Origin of the sequence: Ruminococcus flavefaciens (assembly GCF_900116855.1) — a bacterium.
Lineage (GTDB): Bacteria > Bacillota > Clostridia > Oscillospirales > Ruminococcaceae > Ruminococcus > Ruminococcus flavefaciens_R.
Map to the genome: position 1 here is coordinate 1 of NZ_UETD01000016.1, position 17,091 is coordinate 17,091.

Annotated in this window: 10 protein-coding genes; 9 read left to right on the forward strand and 1 reads right to left on the reverse strand. The window is 49.6% G+C overall.

The annotated features are described in order from the left end of the window. The coding region (locus DSZ37_RS15515; RefSeq protein WP_242978647.1) for a SpaA isopeptide-forming pilin-related protein at nt 1-9,119 on the reverse strand (9,119 nt) is incomplete at its 3' end. A gap of 502 nt (nt 9,120-9,621) precedes the next feature. Here DSZ37_RS15515 and DSZ37_RS15520 point away from each other — a divergent pair. From DSZ37_RS15520 to DSZ37_RS15560, 9 genes are all read left to right on the forward strand, one after another. After that, a complete protein-coding gene (locus DSZ37_RS15520) occupies nt 9,622-10,812 on the forward strand; it encodes an ECF transporter S component (protein ID WP_109727776.1) in 1,191 nt (396 codons plus the stop codon). 379 nt (nt 10,813-11,191) lie between these two features. Continuing rightward, nucleotides 11,192-12,082 (forward strand): malonyl CoA-ACP transacylase, encoded by an 891-nt coding sequence (locus DSZ37_RS15525; protein WP_109727777.1) that lies wholly within the window; start codon nt 11,192-11,194, stop codon nt 12,080-12,082. A 63-nt stretch (nt 12,083-12,145) separates the two neighbouring features. Further along, complete coding sequence (locus DSZ37_RS15530) at nt 12,146-12,448, forward strand: acyl carrier protein (RefSeq protein ID WP_109727778.1); 303 nt, start codon at nt 12,146-12,148, stop codon at nt 12,446-12,448. Between the two features lie 9 nt (nt 12,449-12,457). Further along, nucleotides 12,458-13,177, forward strand: coding sequence for an enoyl-CoA hydratase/isomerase family protein (locus DSZ37_RS15535; protein WP_109727779.1), 720 nt, complete (start codon nt 12,458-12,460; stop codon nt 13,175-13,177). Next, complete coding sequence (locus tag DSZ37_RS15540; RefSeq protein WP_109727780.1) at nt 13,174-13,596, forward strand: acyl-CoA thioesterase; 423 nt, start codon at nt 13,174-13,176, stop codon at nt 13,594-13,596. The genes DSZ37_RS15535 and DSZ37_RS15540 overlap by 4 nt, the downstream gene beginning before the upstream one ends. Next, nucleotides 13,577-14,017 (forward strand): hypothetical protein, encoded by a 441-nt coding sequence (locus DSZ37_RS15545; RefSeq protein WP_109727781.1) that lies wholly within the window; start codon nt 13,577-13,579, stop codon nt 14,015-14,017. Before DSZ37_RS15540 ends, DSZ37_RS15545 begins: the two co-directional genes overlap by 20 nt. Further along, nucleotides 14,010-14,714 carry an enoyl-CoA hydratase/isomerase family protein gene (locus tag DSZ37_RS15550; protein WP_109727782.1) on the forward strand — a complete coding sequence of 235 codons (705 nt, stop codon included), beginning with the start codon at nt 14,010-14,012 and terminating at the stop codon, nt 14,712-14,714. Before DSZ37_RS15545 ends, DSZ37_RS15550 begins: the two co-directional genes overlap by 8 nt. Nucleotides 14,715-14,716: 2 nt before the next feature. After that, entirely contained in the window at nt 14,717-15,838 is a 1,122-nt protein-coding gene (locus DSZ37_RS15555; RefSeq protein ID WP_109727783.1) for a 3-hydroxyacyl-CoA dehydrogenase family protein, read from the forward strand. Nucleotides 15,839-15,864: 26 nt separating this feature from the next. After that, complete coding sequence (locus DSZ37_RS15560; RefSeq protein ID WP_109727784.1) at nt 15,865-17,076, forward strand: beta-ketoacyl-[acyl-carrier-protein] synthase family protein; 1,212 nt, start codon at nt 15,865-15,867, stop codon at nt 17,074-17,076. Nucleotides 17,077-17,091 lie beyond the last annotated feature (15 nt).

The following is a 17,091-nucleotide window of genomic DNA, read 5'->3' on the forward strand; positions in this document are numbered from 1 at the left end:
CCTGACAGCCATACCAGTGATGTGCCGACGCTGTTGATCTCAGTGCCGCCCTCACCTATTGTGAGCTGTCCGTCCTTGAAGATTATAGGCTGACCCTTGCCGTCCTTACCTGTGAGAGTAAGCTTAGCATCCTTGACTTCCTTGCCATTGAGATTATCCTGCTTGCTGATGTTTACCTTTGCAGTAGTTACAGCAGGAGCAGTTGTCGTCGTGGTTGTGGTAGTCGTTGTTGTTGTTGTTGTCGAAGTCGTTGTGGGCTTCGAGGTTGTTGTAGTAGTTGTTGTCGTAGTCGACGTTGTTGTCGTCGATGTAGACGTTGTGGTTGTTGTAGTTGTAGTGGTTGTTGTAGTTGTAGTGGTTGTTGTGGTTGTTGTTGTGGTTGTAGTTGTAGTTGTGGTTGTGGTTGTGGTAGTAGTTGTAGTTGTTGTAGTAGTAGTTGTGGTTGTAGTTGTTGTAGTTGTCGTCGATGTTGTTGTCGACGTTGTGCTTGTTGTTGTAGATGTAGATGTTGTCGATGTAGTTGTAGTTGTGGATGTTGTGGTTGTTGTAGATGTCGATGTGGTCGTAGCCTGAGCATCGTTCACCTTGATAACGCCCTTATCCTTATCTACTGTGTAGTAACCTGTCTTGGAATCTGCATCTGCCTCTTCCTTCAGGTCGTCACCTGTTGCATCTACGATCTTGTTTGCTCTGATAGAGAAGTTCAGCTCAGAAGTGATAACTGTATATGTTACCTTACCATCGGTGAAGTCATCACCTGTCTCCTTGAGTGTGTAATCGCCGTCCTTGAGTGCTCTGATGACCTTTGCAGTATCACCTGAGATCCACTGGATACCGATAACCTTGCCTTCGCTGTCAACTACGCTTGTGAAGTCCTTATCGTCCTTGTTAGCGTCTGTGATAGATGTCCAGTCAATGTCGGAGTTAGTGATCTCGAGCTGAGCATTCTTAACTTCCTTCTCGCCTGTGATATCATACTTGCCTACTGTGAACTCGTTGGGAGCGTCCTCGATAACGAGGTGACCTGTCTCCTCGTCCACATAAGCCTTGCCGTTTGTTGTTGCTGATACGTCCTTTACCTCGCCCTTGTCAAGGAAGAATGTAAAGGTAGATACTACTTCGTATCCGTCGGGAGCAGTCTTTTCTACGAGAGTGTAGTGACCGTCCTTGAGTCCTGTGAACTTAGCAGAGTTGCCGGGGAACTCAGTCCCTGTGATCTCGCCGAGAGCCTCGCCGCCGTTGATCTTAACGCCCTTGAATGTTACGCCCTCATCGTTTGATGTGAGTGTGAATACAGCGTTTCCTGCGTCAGCAGTGATCTCCTTTGCACCGAGAGCCTTCTTGTCGATAGTAACTGTCGACTCGAGCTCGTCCTGAACCTCGATAGTCTTGCCGTCGTTCTTCTTTTCTACCTTGCCGCTTGTTACGGTATCAACGTCCTTAACAACGCCGTTTTCGATAGTAAAGCTGAACTTGGTAACTACTGAGTAGCCGTTAGGAGCAGCTTTCTCCTCGAGGCTGTACTTGCCGTCCTTGAGACCTGTGAAGTTTACGTTGTTGCCTGTGAACTCGTAAGATGTCTCACCATTCTCGAATGTTACGGAAGTAGCTTCCTCACCTTCGCCCATGCTGATAGTAACACCATCGAGTGTCTTGCCCTTTTCCTCAACTGTGAGGACGAATGTTGCACTGCCTGCCTCAGCAGGTATCTCTGTACCGCCGAGAGCCTTCTTGTCAAGTGTGATAGTTGACTTTTCGTCCTCAACTACGAGGTGATCGTTTTCGTCAACATAAGCGTTGCCGTCTGTAACTGTGCTTACATTTGAAACGTAACCTTTTTCGTCAACGTCGAATGTGAACTCTGTTACAGTTATGAATCCGTCGGGAGCTGTTGTCTCCTTGAGAGTGTATGTACCCTTCTTGAGACCCTTTAATACTGCTGTGTTGCCATCGAAGTCAACGGATGTCTTTCCGTCCTCGACTGCTACAGCACCTTCGCCCTCTCCGACTGTTACGCCGTTGAAGTTTAAGCCCTCTGTCTTAGCAGTGAGTGTGAACTTAGCCTTGCCTGCAGCTTCGTCGATAGGAGCTCCGCCAAGAGCCTTCTTGTCGATGACTACTGTTGTCTTGGCGTCCTCAACAACCAGGTGACCGTTCTTGTCAACATAAACGTCGCCGTCTGTTACTGTATCAATTACAGTTACCTTTCCGTCCTTGTCTACGCTGAATGTGAACTTTGTCACTGTTACGAATCCGCTTGGAGCAGCAGTTTCTTCAAGTGAGTATACACCGGGTCTGAGACCTGTGAAGCTGATGTTGTTGCCTGTGAAGCTGTAGATGTTGTCCTCAGCAGTGATAGTTTCGGAAGTAGCATCCTCGCCTGTGCCCTGAGATACTGTTACGCCCTTGAAGTTAGCGCCCTCATCCTCAGCCTTGAAAATGAATGTTGCACTTCCTGCTTCAGCGGGGATCTCCTCGCCGCCAAGAGCCTTCTTATCGATAATCACGCTGTTCTGACCGTCCTCAACAACAAGGTGTCCTGTTTTTTCATCGATGTAAGCCTTGCCGTTTGTAGTTGTTCCTACATTCTCAACCTTGCCGTCAACGATATCGAAAGTGAACTTTGTAACTGTTGTGAAGCCGCCGGGAGCAGCTGTCTCTGTGAGGCTGTATGTGCCGTTCTTGAGACCTGTGAAGTTTACGTTGTTGCCTGTGAACTCATAGGAAGTCTGACCTTCGCTGAGTGTCTCTGAGGTAACAGTTTCGCCTTCACCCATGCTGATGGTAACACCGCCAAGGGTCTTGCCATCTTCCTCTATTGCGAGTACGAATGTTGCCATGCCAGCCTCTGCGGGTATTTCTTTGCCGCCGAGAGCCTTCTTGTCAAGTGTCATTGTTGACTTAGCGTCCTCGATCACGAGGTGACCGTTGTCGTCAACATATGCCTTGCCGTCTGTAACTGCGCTTACATTTGAAACATTTCCGTTTTCGTCAATGTCGAATGTAAAGTCTGTAACTGTTACAAATCCGTCTGGAGCTGTTGTCTCTGTGAGAGTGTAATTACCCTTCTTGAGACCGTTGAATATTGCTGTGTTGCCGTCGAAGTCTACGGACTTCTTACCGTCCTCGACTGCTATAGCGCCTTCGCCTTCGCCGATGACTACGCCATTGAGGTTGAGTCCCTCGTCGTTGGCTGTAAGTGTGAACTTAGCCTTGCCTGCTTCTTCAGCGATAGGCTCGCCGCCGAGTGCCTTCTTGTCGATGATAGTCTTTGTCTTGGTATCCTCAACAACAAGGTGGCCTGTTTCTTCACTGATATAAGCCTTGCCGTCGGTAACTGTGCTTACGTTTGTTACCTGACCCTTTTCGTCTATATCGAATGTGAACTTTGTTACTGTTGTGAAGCCGTCGGGAGCAGCTGTTTCTTCAAGTGAGTATGTACCCTTCTTGAGACCTGTGAACTTAGCGTTATTAGCCTCAAATGTATAGGATGTTCTGCCATCGCTGATGGTCTCGCCTGTTGAAGCTGCGCCTAAAGTTATCTCAACGCCGTCAAGGTTCTTGCCCTCGCCCTCAGCTGTGAGAACGAATGTAGCCTTGCCTGCTCCTGCGGGGATAGGTGTTCCGCCAAGAGCCATCTTGTCGAGAGTTACTGTTGACTTTCTGTCCTCCACCTGGATAGTTGTGTCACTGATCCTGCGTGAGTTGCCGTTTGTTGTTGACTCAACGCTTGCTACCTTACCGTTTGCAATAGTAAAGTTGAACTTTGTAACAACTGTGTATCCGTCGGGAGCTGCGGTCTCCTCAAGGCTGTATGTGCCGTTTTTGAGACCTGTGAATGTGATGTTGTTGCCTGTGAATTCGTAAGAAGTCTTGCCTTCACCGATAGTATCGGCTGCGGCTGCTGTGCCTTCTCCCTTGCTTACTGTTACACCCTCGAGAGTCTTGCCTTTCTCCTCAATTGTGAGAACGAACTTAGCCTCGCCAGCCTCTGCGGGGATCTCCTCGCCGCCGAGAGCCTTCTTGTTGATGTTGACAGTTGAGCGGTTGTCCTCCACTACGATCTCACCGTTTTCTCCCTTGTAGGAGTCGCCGTTTGTAGTCTTGGTCACATTTGCTACCTTGCCGTTCTCATCCACGTCGAATGTGAACTTGGTAACTGTTGTGAAGCCGTCGGGAGCTGTTGTTTCCTCAAGTGAGTACTTGCCTGCCTTGAGGTATTCAAATGTAGCATTGTTTCCGTCGAACTCTGCTTCTGTAACGCCTTCGCCGAGTGCATCGCCGCCGTTGAGCTTAACGCCCTCAAGTGTGCTGCCCTCGTCTTCAGCCTTTAATGTGAACTTTGCCTTGCCTGCATCCTCGGGGATAGGTGTTCCGCCGAGTGCCAGCTTGTCGAGCTTGATAACGGGTCTGTCCTCGATCTTGAGAACTCTTCCGCCGTCCTCGAATGATACAACGCCGTCTGTAACAGCGCTTACCTCTGTTACGAGGCCGTCAGTTATCTTGAATGTGAATTCGGAAACTGTTGAATATCCGTCGGGAGCGGTCTCCTCCTTCAGTGAGTAAACACCGTTCTGGAGGTACTCGAACTTGGTGCTGTTTCCTGTGAACTCATAAGATGTAACGTCACCGATCTCTGTGTTGTTGACCTTGACGCCGTTAAGTGTAAGTCCCTCGTCCTTGGCAGTCAGTGTGAACTTTGCGTCGCTGCCTTTGATGATAGTGCCGCCGAGAGCAGCCTTATCGATCACTACGGTAGGAGCATCCTCGACCTTGATGTGGCCGTCATTTCCCACATAAGCCTTGCCTGTTGTGCCTACGTCGCTGATATTTGTTACTCTGCCGCCGAAGCCCACTTCAAATGTAAAGGAGCTTACTACGGAATAGCCGCCGGGAGCAGCAGTCTCTGTCAGCTTGTAAGTGCCGGGCCTGAGACCTGTGAATGTGATGTTATTATCTGTGCATGAAACATTCTCGACCTTTGAAACTCGTCCGAGTCTCTCGCCGCCGTTGATGCTCAGACCTTCGAGAGTCCTGCCCTCGCCTACTGCCTCAAGAGTGAATACAGCCTGTCCTGCTTCCGCAGCGATGACCTTTCCGCCGAGAGCGGTCTTGTCAAGGGTAACTGTTCCTCTCCTTGTGTTGAGGAGCGACTCTGAGCTTCTCTCGCTGATCACCTGACCTGCCTCGTTGATCTCGGCAATAACGCCGTTCTTTACGATGAAGGTCTTGGGTTCAGCCTGTTCGTAGCCTCTGGGTGTCTTTGTTTCCTCAAGAGTATACTTACCGTCCATCAGTCCCTTGAACACCTTGGGATTCTCATCATTTGTATTCCATGATACGGACTCTCCTGATGCGATAGTGTTGGCACCGATGATACCTGTAACGATGGGCTTCTCGGAAGGCTCATCGAATGTGAGCTTCATCTCTGCGCCCTCGCGTCCCTCGGGAGTTGTGTTGCCTGATGCGCCGAACTCCTTTGTGAGAGTTATCTCCGACACACTATCTGTAATGATAAGGTGTGCGGGATCTGCGGGATCGATCTTTACAGCGCCTGTTGTGGAAGCGTTTGTAACTGTGATCTTACCGTCTGTGATATTGAACTCGAACTTTGACTCTACCTTGGTATAGCCGTTGGGTGAAGCTGTTTCCTCGAGAACATAATCGCCGTCCTCAAGACCTGTCATGGAAGCTTCGCCGCCTGTGAACTCATAAGCCTTACCGTCGTCTGTCAGCTCTATAAGCTCTGACACACTTACCTTGGGAGCGTTCATACCGTCATCGACACGGATGTTGTAGATCATTCCGTTATCGAGAGTAAGTACATACGAACCGTCATGGAGACCTGTTATCTCGATGGTATCGCCCTTGGCGCTGCCCTTTATCTCGTATACGTTCTGCTGTGCAGTAGTGTTGACAGCCTCTCCGTCGATCTTTACATTATTAAATGTATTGCCGCGGAGGGTGTAGCCCATGCCCTCGGAAGTATACTTGACAGTTACTGTCTTGGAGTTGCTTGTAAGTCCGATACCTGTTGAACAGTAGCCTCTTGCATCTTCATAATCGCGTGTGAGCTTGCCCAGCTTTGTACCGTCCTTCTTGGTAAGTCTGAACTCAGCACCGTCTATGACAGTGGCGTTCATATCGTTCTTGCTTACGGAGACAGTCTGCTTCTTGTTGACGATATCATTGATCTTATCAAATCCGTCTTCATTCTTAACATCTCCGCTTGCGGTAAGTCTTCCGTTCTCATCTCTTGCGATGGTGAAGTTCCTTACCTTTGCGTCTCTTGAGTAGCCTGCGGGAGCGCTTACCTCTTCGAGGCTGTATGTTCCCTCAGGGAGACCTGTGAATATAACAGCCGATCCGATGGAGTACCACTCGAAAGCTGCTGCGCTGTCGCTTGCTACGTTCTTGATCTCATTATAGCTGAGGTCAAGTCTGTAAGGAGCGATGTTGCTGTTGGGCATATTCCAGCCGTAGCCGTTTGCGGTAAAGAACTGAGTATCGTGAGCCTTTACCTTTGTCATGTCTGCACCGCTGGTGCTTGTCAGTCTGAGAAGCGCTCCGGGAACAGGGATATTGTTCTCGTCAACCTTTCTCAGTGAGATGGAGTAAACGTCATCGTTTACTGTGATAACTCCGTTATGCACATCTGAATTATCGATGCTGTAACCGAGGTTGGTCGAGTCCTCATCGAGACCTAAGCTGTAATCAGGTTTACCGCTGTCAAGTCTGAACTTGAACTCCTTTACAGGCTGATAGCCTTCGGGAGCTGTCTCGGTAACTCTGTATGTACCATCAGGGAGTCCCTCGAAAACGATGTCCTCGTCGATGGTAGTCCATGTGATAGTATCATCATTGTATGTGGGCTTGCCCTTTACATTGGAGTCAAGATTTGACTTGACGCCGCTGCTGAGCTTCGCCTCACTGTCATTGGGAGTGATGAGAGCAAGTGTGAACTGTGCTCCTATAAGTCTCTGCTCAGCCGACTTGAATGTTACAGTTTCATCTGTAACTTCATCAACTGTAAGAACATCGGAAAGCTTTACGAACTTCAGCTTGTTGACTGCCTCATCGCTTGTGTTTGTAACTGTGATGGTCCTGTTTCCGCCTGCAGCGCCGTTGCCATCGTAGGAAACTGTGTAGCCCTGCTTGACGTTTTCCTCTACTGCATAGTAGTAGTAAACATAACCTGTGGGAGACTCCTTAGGAAGACCGTCCCATGTCTCGTTCCAGTTATCTGTGTTGATCGTCTTGGTGCCGATGATCTGTGTAGCGATGGGATCGCCTGTGACAGAGGTGATCTTGCCGCCGGCAACAGCAACTATGACCGATCTTGACTGGACAGAGAATTCGTACTCTCCGTCTGCGAGAGTCGATGTGATATCTCCGTTTGACTGAGGTGTGAACAACTCCGTTCTGGAGTTTATATCCTCATCATTCTTGTGGTAAGTAACACTGCCGTCGTTCTCTGAAACAGCCATGTATTCCTGACCGTCGATCCTGAACTTGCAGTTTCTCAGATCGCCCTCGGTAATGAATCTCACCAGATCATTGTACTGGTTCTCCAGTGTGATCTCGGAAGCAGGATCGCTGACTCCCGACTTTGTGAGACGATAGAGAGTGACCTTTACTTCGTCAGCTGTGTGATTAGCATTTCCGTCGCTCCAGTTCTTCTGAACAGAGATATCGATGTTTGTCTGCTGCTCATCGAACGGATTGAGGAAGTAAGCCATATGTGTTTCGTTCTTTGCAGTGATCTTGTTCGCGATAATGTTACCGTTTATCTGCGCTACCTCAAACTCGGTATCGGGAGCAAGAACGCATCCCAGAGGGATCTTTGTGCCGGAAACACTAATTTTTGTACCATTATCGGGAGCGCCGTTGTAGAAATTGTAGAGAATATTTGTACCGTGTATAACAGCCTTTTCGCCGTTGAAAGCACCGTCATTGAGCTTTGTGCCGTCCTTTGCGGTGTAGCTCCAGTTGGGATTCCATGCGACGTCGGTAAGTCCCTCAAGGTCAATGTTGACGATAAGTGTCTGGTTGCCCTTGTACTGACCGTTCTCGTAGTTGATATTCTCAACGCTTATCTCATGATACTTGTCCAGCTCGCTCGCCTTGATGTTGAGGACATTCTCGCCCTCATCATAAAGGGTAAGGGTACCCTTGCCGGGATTCGGGCTATCCCATGTACTGTCGTCGCCGCCGTCCCAGTCGATACCGTTTCTTCCGGTGCTTGCGGTCCTCGGACCCTTGCTGCCGTAATCATTGGACATATTCTCATAATATGTCTTCAGCGCTGCGAAATCGATAAAGTTATCGCCTGCATGAGCGAAATAGCACTCTGTTCCGGAAGGAGCGTTGTTTCCGATGATATACGCCATCGGTCCGACGAACGGTCCTCCTTCGTCATATGCCTTTCTCTCATCCGAAGCAGCATAATCTGCTACGACATTGGGAAAATCCGCTTTCTTTCCGGGAAAGATGTTGACGCCTGTGTAGCGGCTGTCATTTGAAGGGTTGAATATAGTAGGATATTTCACCTGTACTCTTTCATCGCCCTCCCGAACGACTACTACCTCATTCTCGCCCGTTTCGTCATTGTAGACTTCTCGCGTTTCTGCCGGGATATCATTACCCCATATCTCATAATCGACCGGCAAATACCAGTCATAGAGCTGAGCCAGACCGAGCTGCGCATACATCTTGCCTTCATCAGGTTCATTGATGATGTTACCCGATTCTCTCGGCGGCTTCCTCCAGAAAATGTCCTTGGTAACGACGTTAAGAAGTCTGCCTACCTTCTGGTTAGGACTTGTGTAGCCGTTCTGAATGATGTAAACAGGTGTTGCAACGTTACCGTTTACATGGTTCCACGATTCGACCGATTCAAAGCCGAACAAGTGGAAATCGCCTGCGACGCCGAGTGGATTGTTTCTGTTCCACAATGACTCTTCGTAGGGAGTGTTCACGATTGGCAATCCGTCTGAAGCAACGCCATCTTCTGCCGCAAGAGCCCGTATGGGAGCCAGTCCCGACGGGAGCGCATAAGTCACAGCCAGCAGTCCTGAGGTAACGCCACTAATCAAACGTTTCCCCAAAGATTTTTTCATGGTCATTCCATCCTTTCGTTTTTATTTTTACAATCCCCCGTAACCCTCCTCAATCTGCTTGTACGCAGCCGAAAAAAATTACAGTTCTTTGTACATATAATTATAACATATCGGTATACAAATTGCAATATTTTAAGACGTACTAAATATGAAAAAAAATCGAATGATATTTGTGCAAAACGTTGCGGATAATGCCTTTTTTTCAAAGTTCAACAGCAAGTTCCACAAAATGCCACTATTTCAGTCAACTGGTTAAACCAATTTGGATGACATTTCGTAAAAAACCGTTCAAACTCAACTTCCGGCTATTTAACTTTTAGTATTATTCGCATTATATATTAACATATATAGACTTTATATTTGTTAAATATATACTATTAGTGAATTTGTTGTTGATTTTATTCTGTAAATTGAGCTATTTACAAGATTTCCAAAACGTGTTATGATATATTTATTGTATTATATCCTCATATGAGGAGTAGTAACAAGGAGGAAATTCAATATGAAAGAGAAGTTCAACGTACGCTCACTGGTACTGCTGGGTCTTCTGACAGCTGTGGTGGCTCTGTTCTCACTGACACCCATAGGCTCGATACCCATCGGTCCGCTGTCGATAACCCTCAACATCATCCCCATTGCAATAGCCGCTATCGCGCTCGGTCCAACAGGCGGACTTATCATGGGTATTGTCTTCGGTCTCTTCAGCTTCATGCAGTGCTTCGGTATCGGAGTGCTCAGCGGAATGGGTGCCATGACGCTTGAGATAAGTCCGACGCTGACATTCATCCAGAGAGTTGTTTCACGCGCACTTGACGGTCTCCTCGTAGGTCTCATATTCGCAGGTCTCTCGAAGATAAAGTCAAAGAAAGCTCTTTCTGTAATAACAGGCTCCGTAGCAGGTGCAGTCCTCATCGGTCTGTTCCTGTCGGTAATGCTTCTTATCTGCTATGATAAGGACGGCAAGTACAAGATGTCCGCAGGTATGTACAAGTTCATGACATCGGGACTTCCGCTGGCTGCAGTGCTCATTGCGGTGTTCGCCGTGGGCTTCGGTCTTGCATACTGGTTCATCAACAAGAAAAATCTCTCGAAGGTACAGCAGGCCTGCGCCGTTTCAGGCTTCTCGGCCGCTATCCTCAACACCATATTCTTCATGTCAGCTCTGGTGCTCCTGTTCAACCACACCGCTACGGGTATGGACAACAAGTACACCATCACCGTTACAAACGGAGTCATCTCCGAAGTAAAGGACAACGCAGACAAGAACGTGGAGTTCTCCGCAGACGGAAAAGCGCTCACTCTCGGTGAGGACTTCGTCCTCACACTGGGAAGCACTTCCGAGGCTCTCCCCTCCACAGCAGGCTCTGAGGCTGTAAAGTTCACACTCAGCTCGGGCAAGCTCAAGGGCGCCGTTTTAAACGGCAAGGAGATCAAAGGCTCCACCTGCAAATTCAAGGATACCCACGCTGACCTCAGCGGTCTCAGCGACGGTAAATATACACTCAAGGTTTACAAGAAATTCAACTATATAGACAGACTCAGAGCAGGAAAGAGCATATTGCTCTTCCTCATCACATCCGTAGGCATAAACGCACTGTTTGAAATGGTCATCTCAACAATATTCACCACCCTTATCGGTACTGCGCTTTTCAAGGCAAAACTGATAAAGACTCCCGAAAATCTCAAGGAATGATCTCAGAAAGCCTTTTCCCAGACAAGGAAAAGGCTTTTTTACAGTCTTGCAGACGGGCAGAAATCGCCGCACAGTATAATCCGCTGTTTCGGGAAGAAAAAAACAGTTCTCGCAGCAGTCCCGCGAGTTCTTGTGACCGCTTTGTATGCGGCGATCATTCTGACTTATTTCGTTATTTCGCGTCCCTGCGCGGTCTGCTTCGGCAGCACATTCGCCGGATATTACTTGTGGTATAATTGCACTAATTTATAAAATTCAATTCGGAGTATGTGATTTTTTTATCGTTTTTCTCAAAAATATCAGCTATACCCCCTTTTTCTATTGACAGCGCCTTGAATAGGTGTTAATATGTATTTATAAATTATAAGGAGTATTATAAATGTACAATAGGGCATTCCTGTTCAACGGCATAGGCTCAAAGCCCGAAAAGCTTCTCGTAAAGCTGCCGCCCGAACTTATGGACAGGTACGAGCACTACCTTGGCGAGGCTTTCGGCAGGCTGGGGCTCAGTATGGATCTCGAAAAAAACAAGGCTTACGACGGCAGAGTCGCCGAGTGGATAATCTCCCTCATCTGCGACAGGGTCGTCTTTGAGCATTACATAGACAAGGGCATCATCCCCGACATCGGCGCGGGATACAGCTCGGGAATAGTCAGCATAAGCGGCTGTTTCGGCTCGGTGCCCCATGAATTCGCACACGACATCATCATGATGAACCGCGCTACCATGCGCTGTCTCGAGGAGCACGACGAAAAGCTGGATATGGGTATCGTCATCGGCTTCTCATACAGCGATATCGAGGAGCTCTTCGATGGAAAGTTCTCTCCCGATGAACTGGTCATCGGAAGCGGCAACTCAAAGTTCCATGTCATGGTAAGCGGCAAGGCAAGCACCGTGGAGAAGGCTCTCCTCCTCTGTCAGAATGAGGGTGCCATCAAGGCATTCAGCTTCGGTACGGGCGTTGCCTACCACCACCCCATCATGAAGAAGTACTCGCAGGAATACGTTGATTTCTGTGCTTCCACAACTTACAAGGCTCCCACCTACCCCATCCTCTCCATCTTCGACAGAGAGGTAATGACCACGGGCGAGCAGGTGCTGAGAGAAAACCAGCTCAATGTGTATACTCCCATACGCTGGGACCTTGCCGTCAAGAAGCTGGAGGAGCTGGGCGTGACAGAGTTCTTCGACGTCAGTGCCAACGGTGCCGTGAGCAAGTTCTCACGGGTCAGCAGAAAATGCAAAATTTACACTCTCGAAGATGTGTGAATTTTCAGATAAATATAAGCATACCCAATGAAAGGGAAAGACAATTATTATGGAGGTTTTATTATGAGAGAGATCACAGATGAGATCAGACAGGAAATCAAGGATATGATCTTCGACTACTACGCAGAGGAATGTGAAGTAGACAAGAGCGAGATCACTATGGAGACAAATCCTCAGGAGGACCTCGGCAGCGATTCACTCATGTTCGTTGAGCTCATAGAGATGACAGCAGACAAGTATGACATGGACATCAAGCTCCAGAGCATCGGCAAGTATATGCTCAAGGCTCCCATGGACACTATGAGCGACGTTGTAGAGATGTTCTGCAAGATCTATCAGTACGGCAACGACATCGTCAATCAGTGAGAGGTCTGAATGTTAAAGTCAAATTTATCTGAGCTTCATGCCGAGGATAATATTGCTGTACTTACCATTGACAACGGTCCGAAGAACCTTCTCTCCGAGCCCGAATTCATAGACCGTAAGGAGCTCCTCGGCTGGCTGGACGAAAATCCTCAGGTGGGAGCTCTTATCATTACAGGCAAGGGCAGACATTTCTCCCACGGCGCCGATGTTTCGCTTTTCGGTGAGGCAGGCGGCACAGACCTTTCGGCTAAGCTCGAAAACGCAAGAGAGCTTCTGCGTACGATAGAGAAGCTCCCGCTGATAACCGCAGCAGCCATCAACGGCGGATGCTTCGGCGGCGGACTTGAGATAGCACTGAGCTGTCAGTTCAGGATAGCTTCGCCCTCTGCCTTCCTCGGGCTACCCGAGATAATGCACGGCGTTGTTCCCGGTATGGGCGGTATGGAGCGCCTGTACAGGCTGCTGGGCAGGGAAAAGGCTCTCAGCATGATACTGTGCGGCGAGATGATAGGCGCTAAGGAAGCGTTAGAGATGGGACTCGTCACAAAGCTCAGCGAGAACAAGAATTCATTCGATGAGACCGTTGCCTTCGTGAAGGAGCTGCTCAGCGGCAAGAACCTTACGCAGATACGGGCTATAATCGATACCATAAATCTTGCCTCAGAGGGCGCTGAAGACCCCTCAAAGGGCAAATTTGAAGCGACTCTGGCGGAGGCTTCAAAGCAATGAGAAGAAGCTCATACAGACTGACTGTAAGAGGATATGAACTTGATTCCTTCGGTCATGTCAACAATTCCGTTTACCTTCAGTACGCAGAGACAGCTCTGTGGAACTTCTTCAAGGTACACGGTCTGCTGGCAGTGATCGTGGAAGAAGGGCTTTTTCCCGTTGTAATGGAAAGCTCCCAGAGATACATACATGAGCTGAGGCTCCTCGATGAAGTAAGGATAGACACTGAGGTCTCCTGCTCGGGGGGCATAGTCAGCTATAAGCATAACATCATAAACAAGAGCACAGGCCTTGTTTCATGCAGAGTCATAGGCAAGCTCGCCTACGTCAACAAGGAACGCATCATCTGCGATATCCCCGAGGCGGTAAGGGCTTGTCTCGAGGGGGAAGACGAAGACGATGACAATAACCGCAGATGATATCGTGACAAAAGTTTGTCAGTTAAGCTCGCTGTATCAGCTCTCACAGGAAAGAGAGCAGCTCGGCGAGCCTTGCTTGCTGCTCATGTATGTCGGGGACGGGACAGTTCTCGGCAGTGACGACAGCGAAAAGGCTGAGGCAGCAAGGTTCCTTCGTGAGGCTGACTTCATGACGGCTGTGGTATCGGAGGGCGATATCAGCGATGAGCTGGCTTCCGCTGCCGATCTGGTGCTGAGAGCCGATGAGACCGACGAGTACGTCGCAAAGCTTTTCAAGGACAAGACAAAAAAGCAGATAAAGGAGATAAACGCCTGCTTCATCAAGGCGCGTACAGCTCCTGCGGAGGAGGTACTTGCCACAGAGTCAAGAGCCTTCTACCGACTGATGGCTGACAAGAACGGAGGTAACTCCAATGAATGAGAATAACGGTATGATACTGGAGGAGCAGGACGGTATCCTGACGCTCTCCATGAATATGCCCGGCAACAACCTTATGACAGCCGACTTTTTCAAGGAATATGAAGCAGTCATGGCTGAGATAGAGGAAAAAGCTGCCGCAGGCAAATATAAGGGACTTATTATCAAGGGCGCAGGCCGCCACTTCAGCGTTGGCGCCGACGTTGACGCTCTTGCAGACCGTTCCGCAAACGAGACCTACGACGACTCAACAGGAGTGCTCCCCGAGGGACACATCAGACAGAAGCACTTCTTCACATTCCTGAGAGAACTCCCGTTCCCCGTGGTAAGCGTGGTAACGGGCTTCTGTATCGGTTCGGGCAGCGAGATCGCTGTCAACAGCCATTACAGGATAATCGAGAAGAACGCAAGAATAGGTCAGCCAGAATCCACATTCGGCATTCTCCCCGCTCTCGGCGGCGTTGCAAGAACTATCGAGATATGCGGCACTCAGAACGCATACACCCTCGTTATGTCGGGCGAGCTGGTATCCGCAGATGATGCATTCGCTCTCGGCTGGGCTGATATCTTCGCCGACAAGAAACAGGGCGTTCCCGAGGCTGTAAGACTTATAGAGTACATCTCCGCAAACTCCGGAGACTTTGACCCCTCACGCTATAAGGAGTACATAGGCTCCTACAAGACAAGCAGGGAGGCATAAATATGAAAATAGGAATAGTGGGCTACGGAAAAATGGGAAAGGATATCTTCTCCCTGTTCTTTGACAAGCTCCCCGACGCGCAGTTCGTGGTCATTGACCTCTTCGGCGCTGAGGAGAACACCGCAGCCGTTCTCAAGACCCTCGGCAAGAGCCTGAAGCGCAGGAAGCTCACCGAGGAGCAGTATGAATTCAAGAAGGACTCCTTCGTATTCACCGACGATACCTCCGCTCTCAGCGGCTGTGACGTTGTCATAGAAGCCGTTTTCGAGAACATGGACGCCAAGAAGGAGCTGTTTGCAAAGGCAGCCGCAGCTGTCTCGGATGACTGCCTGCTGCTTTCCAATACATCATCGCTGGATATCCCCTCGGTATTCGCGGATATCCCCCACAAGGAGCGCTGCTTCGGTCTGCACTTCTTCTACCCCGTGAAGCTCACAGGCTTCGTGGAGCTCAATGTGCTCCCCGAGACATCGGAGGCTTCCGCGGAAAAGGCTGCACAGCTGGTAAAGGCTGCGGGCAAGAAGCCCATAGTCTTCTCGGGCGAATACCACATCTATCTCAACCAGATACTCGCCTGCATGGTCTCTCACGCTATCTACCTGAGAGAGAGCTTCGGTGCTTCCGTGCCCGAGGTGAGAAAGGCTCTGGGAGAGATGTTCGCAATTGCCGACCCCTTTGAGGTGCTGGACAGCGTGGGTCTCGGACTCATGGCTGGCAGTCCCGATAACTTCCGCATAGAGCGCAACAAGGGTCTCCTCGGCTACGGCTGTGAAAAGATGAACGGCTGGCTGGCAGAGGGCTGCCCCAAGGAAACTCTCAGCTTCCTTGACTTCATGGCTGAGCGTGAGAGCGAAACAGGCGCAGACTGCGGAAAGGCTGCTCTTTATATGGCAGCTCTGATACTTAATGAAACAGTCAATGCCGCAAATGATTACAGCGGCGATACCGCTGTCCTTACAGAGGCGGTGCAGGACACTCTCGGACTCGCCGAGGCTCCTGCCTTCTACTACGAGAAATACGGTGCAGAGGCAATTTTCGCGGCTCTTGATGAGCTCGGTGCAAAGACAGGCTTCGGCTCGTATTCATATAAGGAAAAGAGTGCATGGGATGCGCTCTTTAAGTAATACTTATGGAGATATGAGGTAAAGTTATGAAAAAAGTTGTTATCACAGGCATCGGCGCTGTGACATCTGTGGGCAATACCGCCGCAGATTACTGGAACGGGCTCATTTCGGGCAAGTGCGGAATGAGAACTATCACCCGTATCCCTCTTGATAAGCATGATACTACTGTTGCTGCCGAGGTGGATGACTCCTTCGAGGCAGAGGCAGGAAAATACTGGAAAAAGCGTCAGCTCAACGCTACGACTACCACAACAAGAATGGGTCTGGCTTCCGCAGGCGAGGCTATCGCTGACTGCGGCGTTGATACAGAGACCTATGACGGCAGAAAGGTCGGCGTTATCTACGGAGTTATCGACAACTCCTTTGAGGACTATGAGCTTGAAAAGCCCCTCAACATAACGCTGAAGAAAATGCCCAACGAGCTCCCCGCACTTGTTTCGATAAGATATGGTTTCACAGGACCTTCTTTCAATGTGAGCACAGCCTGCGCTTCATCTGCGTATGCCATCGCCCTCGGAAAGCAGTTCATAGAATCGGGACTCTGCGATATGGTGGTCGCAGGAGGCATCTCGAATACAGTAACACACCTTGTAATAAGCGGATTCAATCAGCTTCTCGCAATGTCCGTAAATCCCGACCCCAATACAGCTGCACGCCCCTTCACAAAGAACCGTGACGGCTTCATCATGGGCGAAGGCGGCGGCACCGTTATCCTCGAGTCGGAGGAGTCGGCAAAGGCAAGAGGCGCTAAGATATACTGCGAGCTTGCAGGCGCTGCAATGTGCGGCGAAGCATTCAACCTGACAGCTCCCAAGACCGACGGCGTAGGCATGGCTGAGTCCATGAGAATGGCTCTGGACAACGCAGGTCTTACACCCGACGATGTTGACTACATCAACGCTCACGGCACATCAACAGGTCTCAACGACCTCTATGAGACTATGGCGGTAAAGGAGGTCTTCGGCAAGAGGGCTTACGATATCCCCATGTCATCTGTAAAGGCTTCAATAGGTCACACTCTCGGCGCAGGCGGCGCTCTGGAGGCTATTGCCTGCATCAAGGCTATCGAGACAGGTCTCGTTCCTCCCACTATCCACTATGACGAGCCCGACCCCGAGCTTGACCTCAACTACGTTCCCAACAAGCCTCAGGAGCACAAGGTAGACGTTGCTATCTCAAACTCATTCGGCTTCGGCGGACACAACGCCACACTGGTACTCAAGAGATACGAGGGCTGAGTCGCTCAGCTCCGA

Bases quoted from the DNA above. Each gene is read 5' to 3' on its own strand.
- DSZ37_RS15520 (WP_109727776.1), top strand. From the start codon at position 9,622: ATGAAAGAGAAGTTCAACGTACGCTCACTGGTACTGCTGGGTCTTCTG.
- DSZ37_RS15525 (WP_109727777.1), top strand. From the start codon at position 11,192: ATGTACAATAGGGCATTCCTGTTCAACGGCATAGGCTCAAAGCCCGAA.
- DSZ37_RS15530 (WP_109727778.1), top strand. From the start codon at position 12,146: ATGAGAGAGATCACAGATGAGATCAGACAGGAAATCAAGGATATGATC.
- DSZ37_RS15535 (WP_109727779.1), top strand. From the start codon at position 12,458: ATGTTAAAGTCAAATTTATCTGAGCTTCATGCCGAGGATAATATTGCT.
- DSZ37_RS15540 (WP_109727780.1), top strand. From the start codon at position 13,174: ATGAGAAGAAGCTCATACAGACTGACTGTAAGAGGATATGAACTTGAT.
- DSZ37_RS15545 (WP_109727781.1), top strand. From the start codon at position 13,577: ATGACAATAACCGCAGATGATATCGTGACAAAAGTTTGTCAGTTAAGC.
- DSZ37_RS15550 (WP_109727782.1), top strand. From the start codon at position 14,010: ATGAATGAGAATAACGGTATGATACTGGAGGAGCAGGACGGTATCCTG.
- DSZ37_RS15555 (WP_109727783.1), top strand. From the start codon at position 14,717: ATGAAAATAGGAATAGTGGGCTACGGAAAAATGGGAAAGGATATCTTC.
- DSZ37_RS15560 (WP_109727784.1), top strand. From the start codon at position 15,865: ATGAAAAAAGTTGTTATCACAGGCATCGGCGCTGTGACATCTGTGGGC.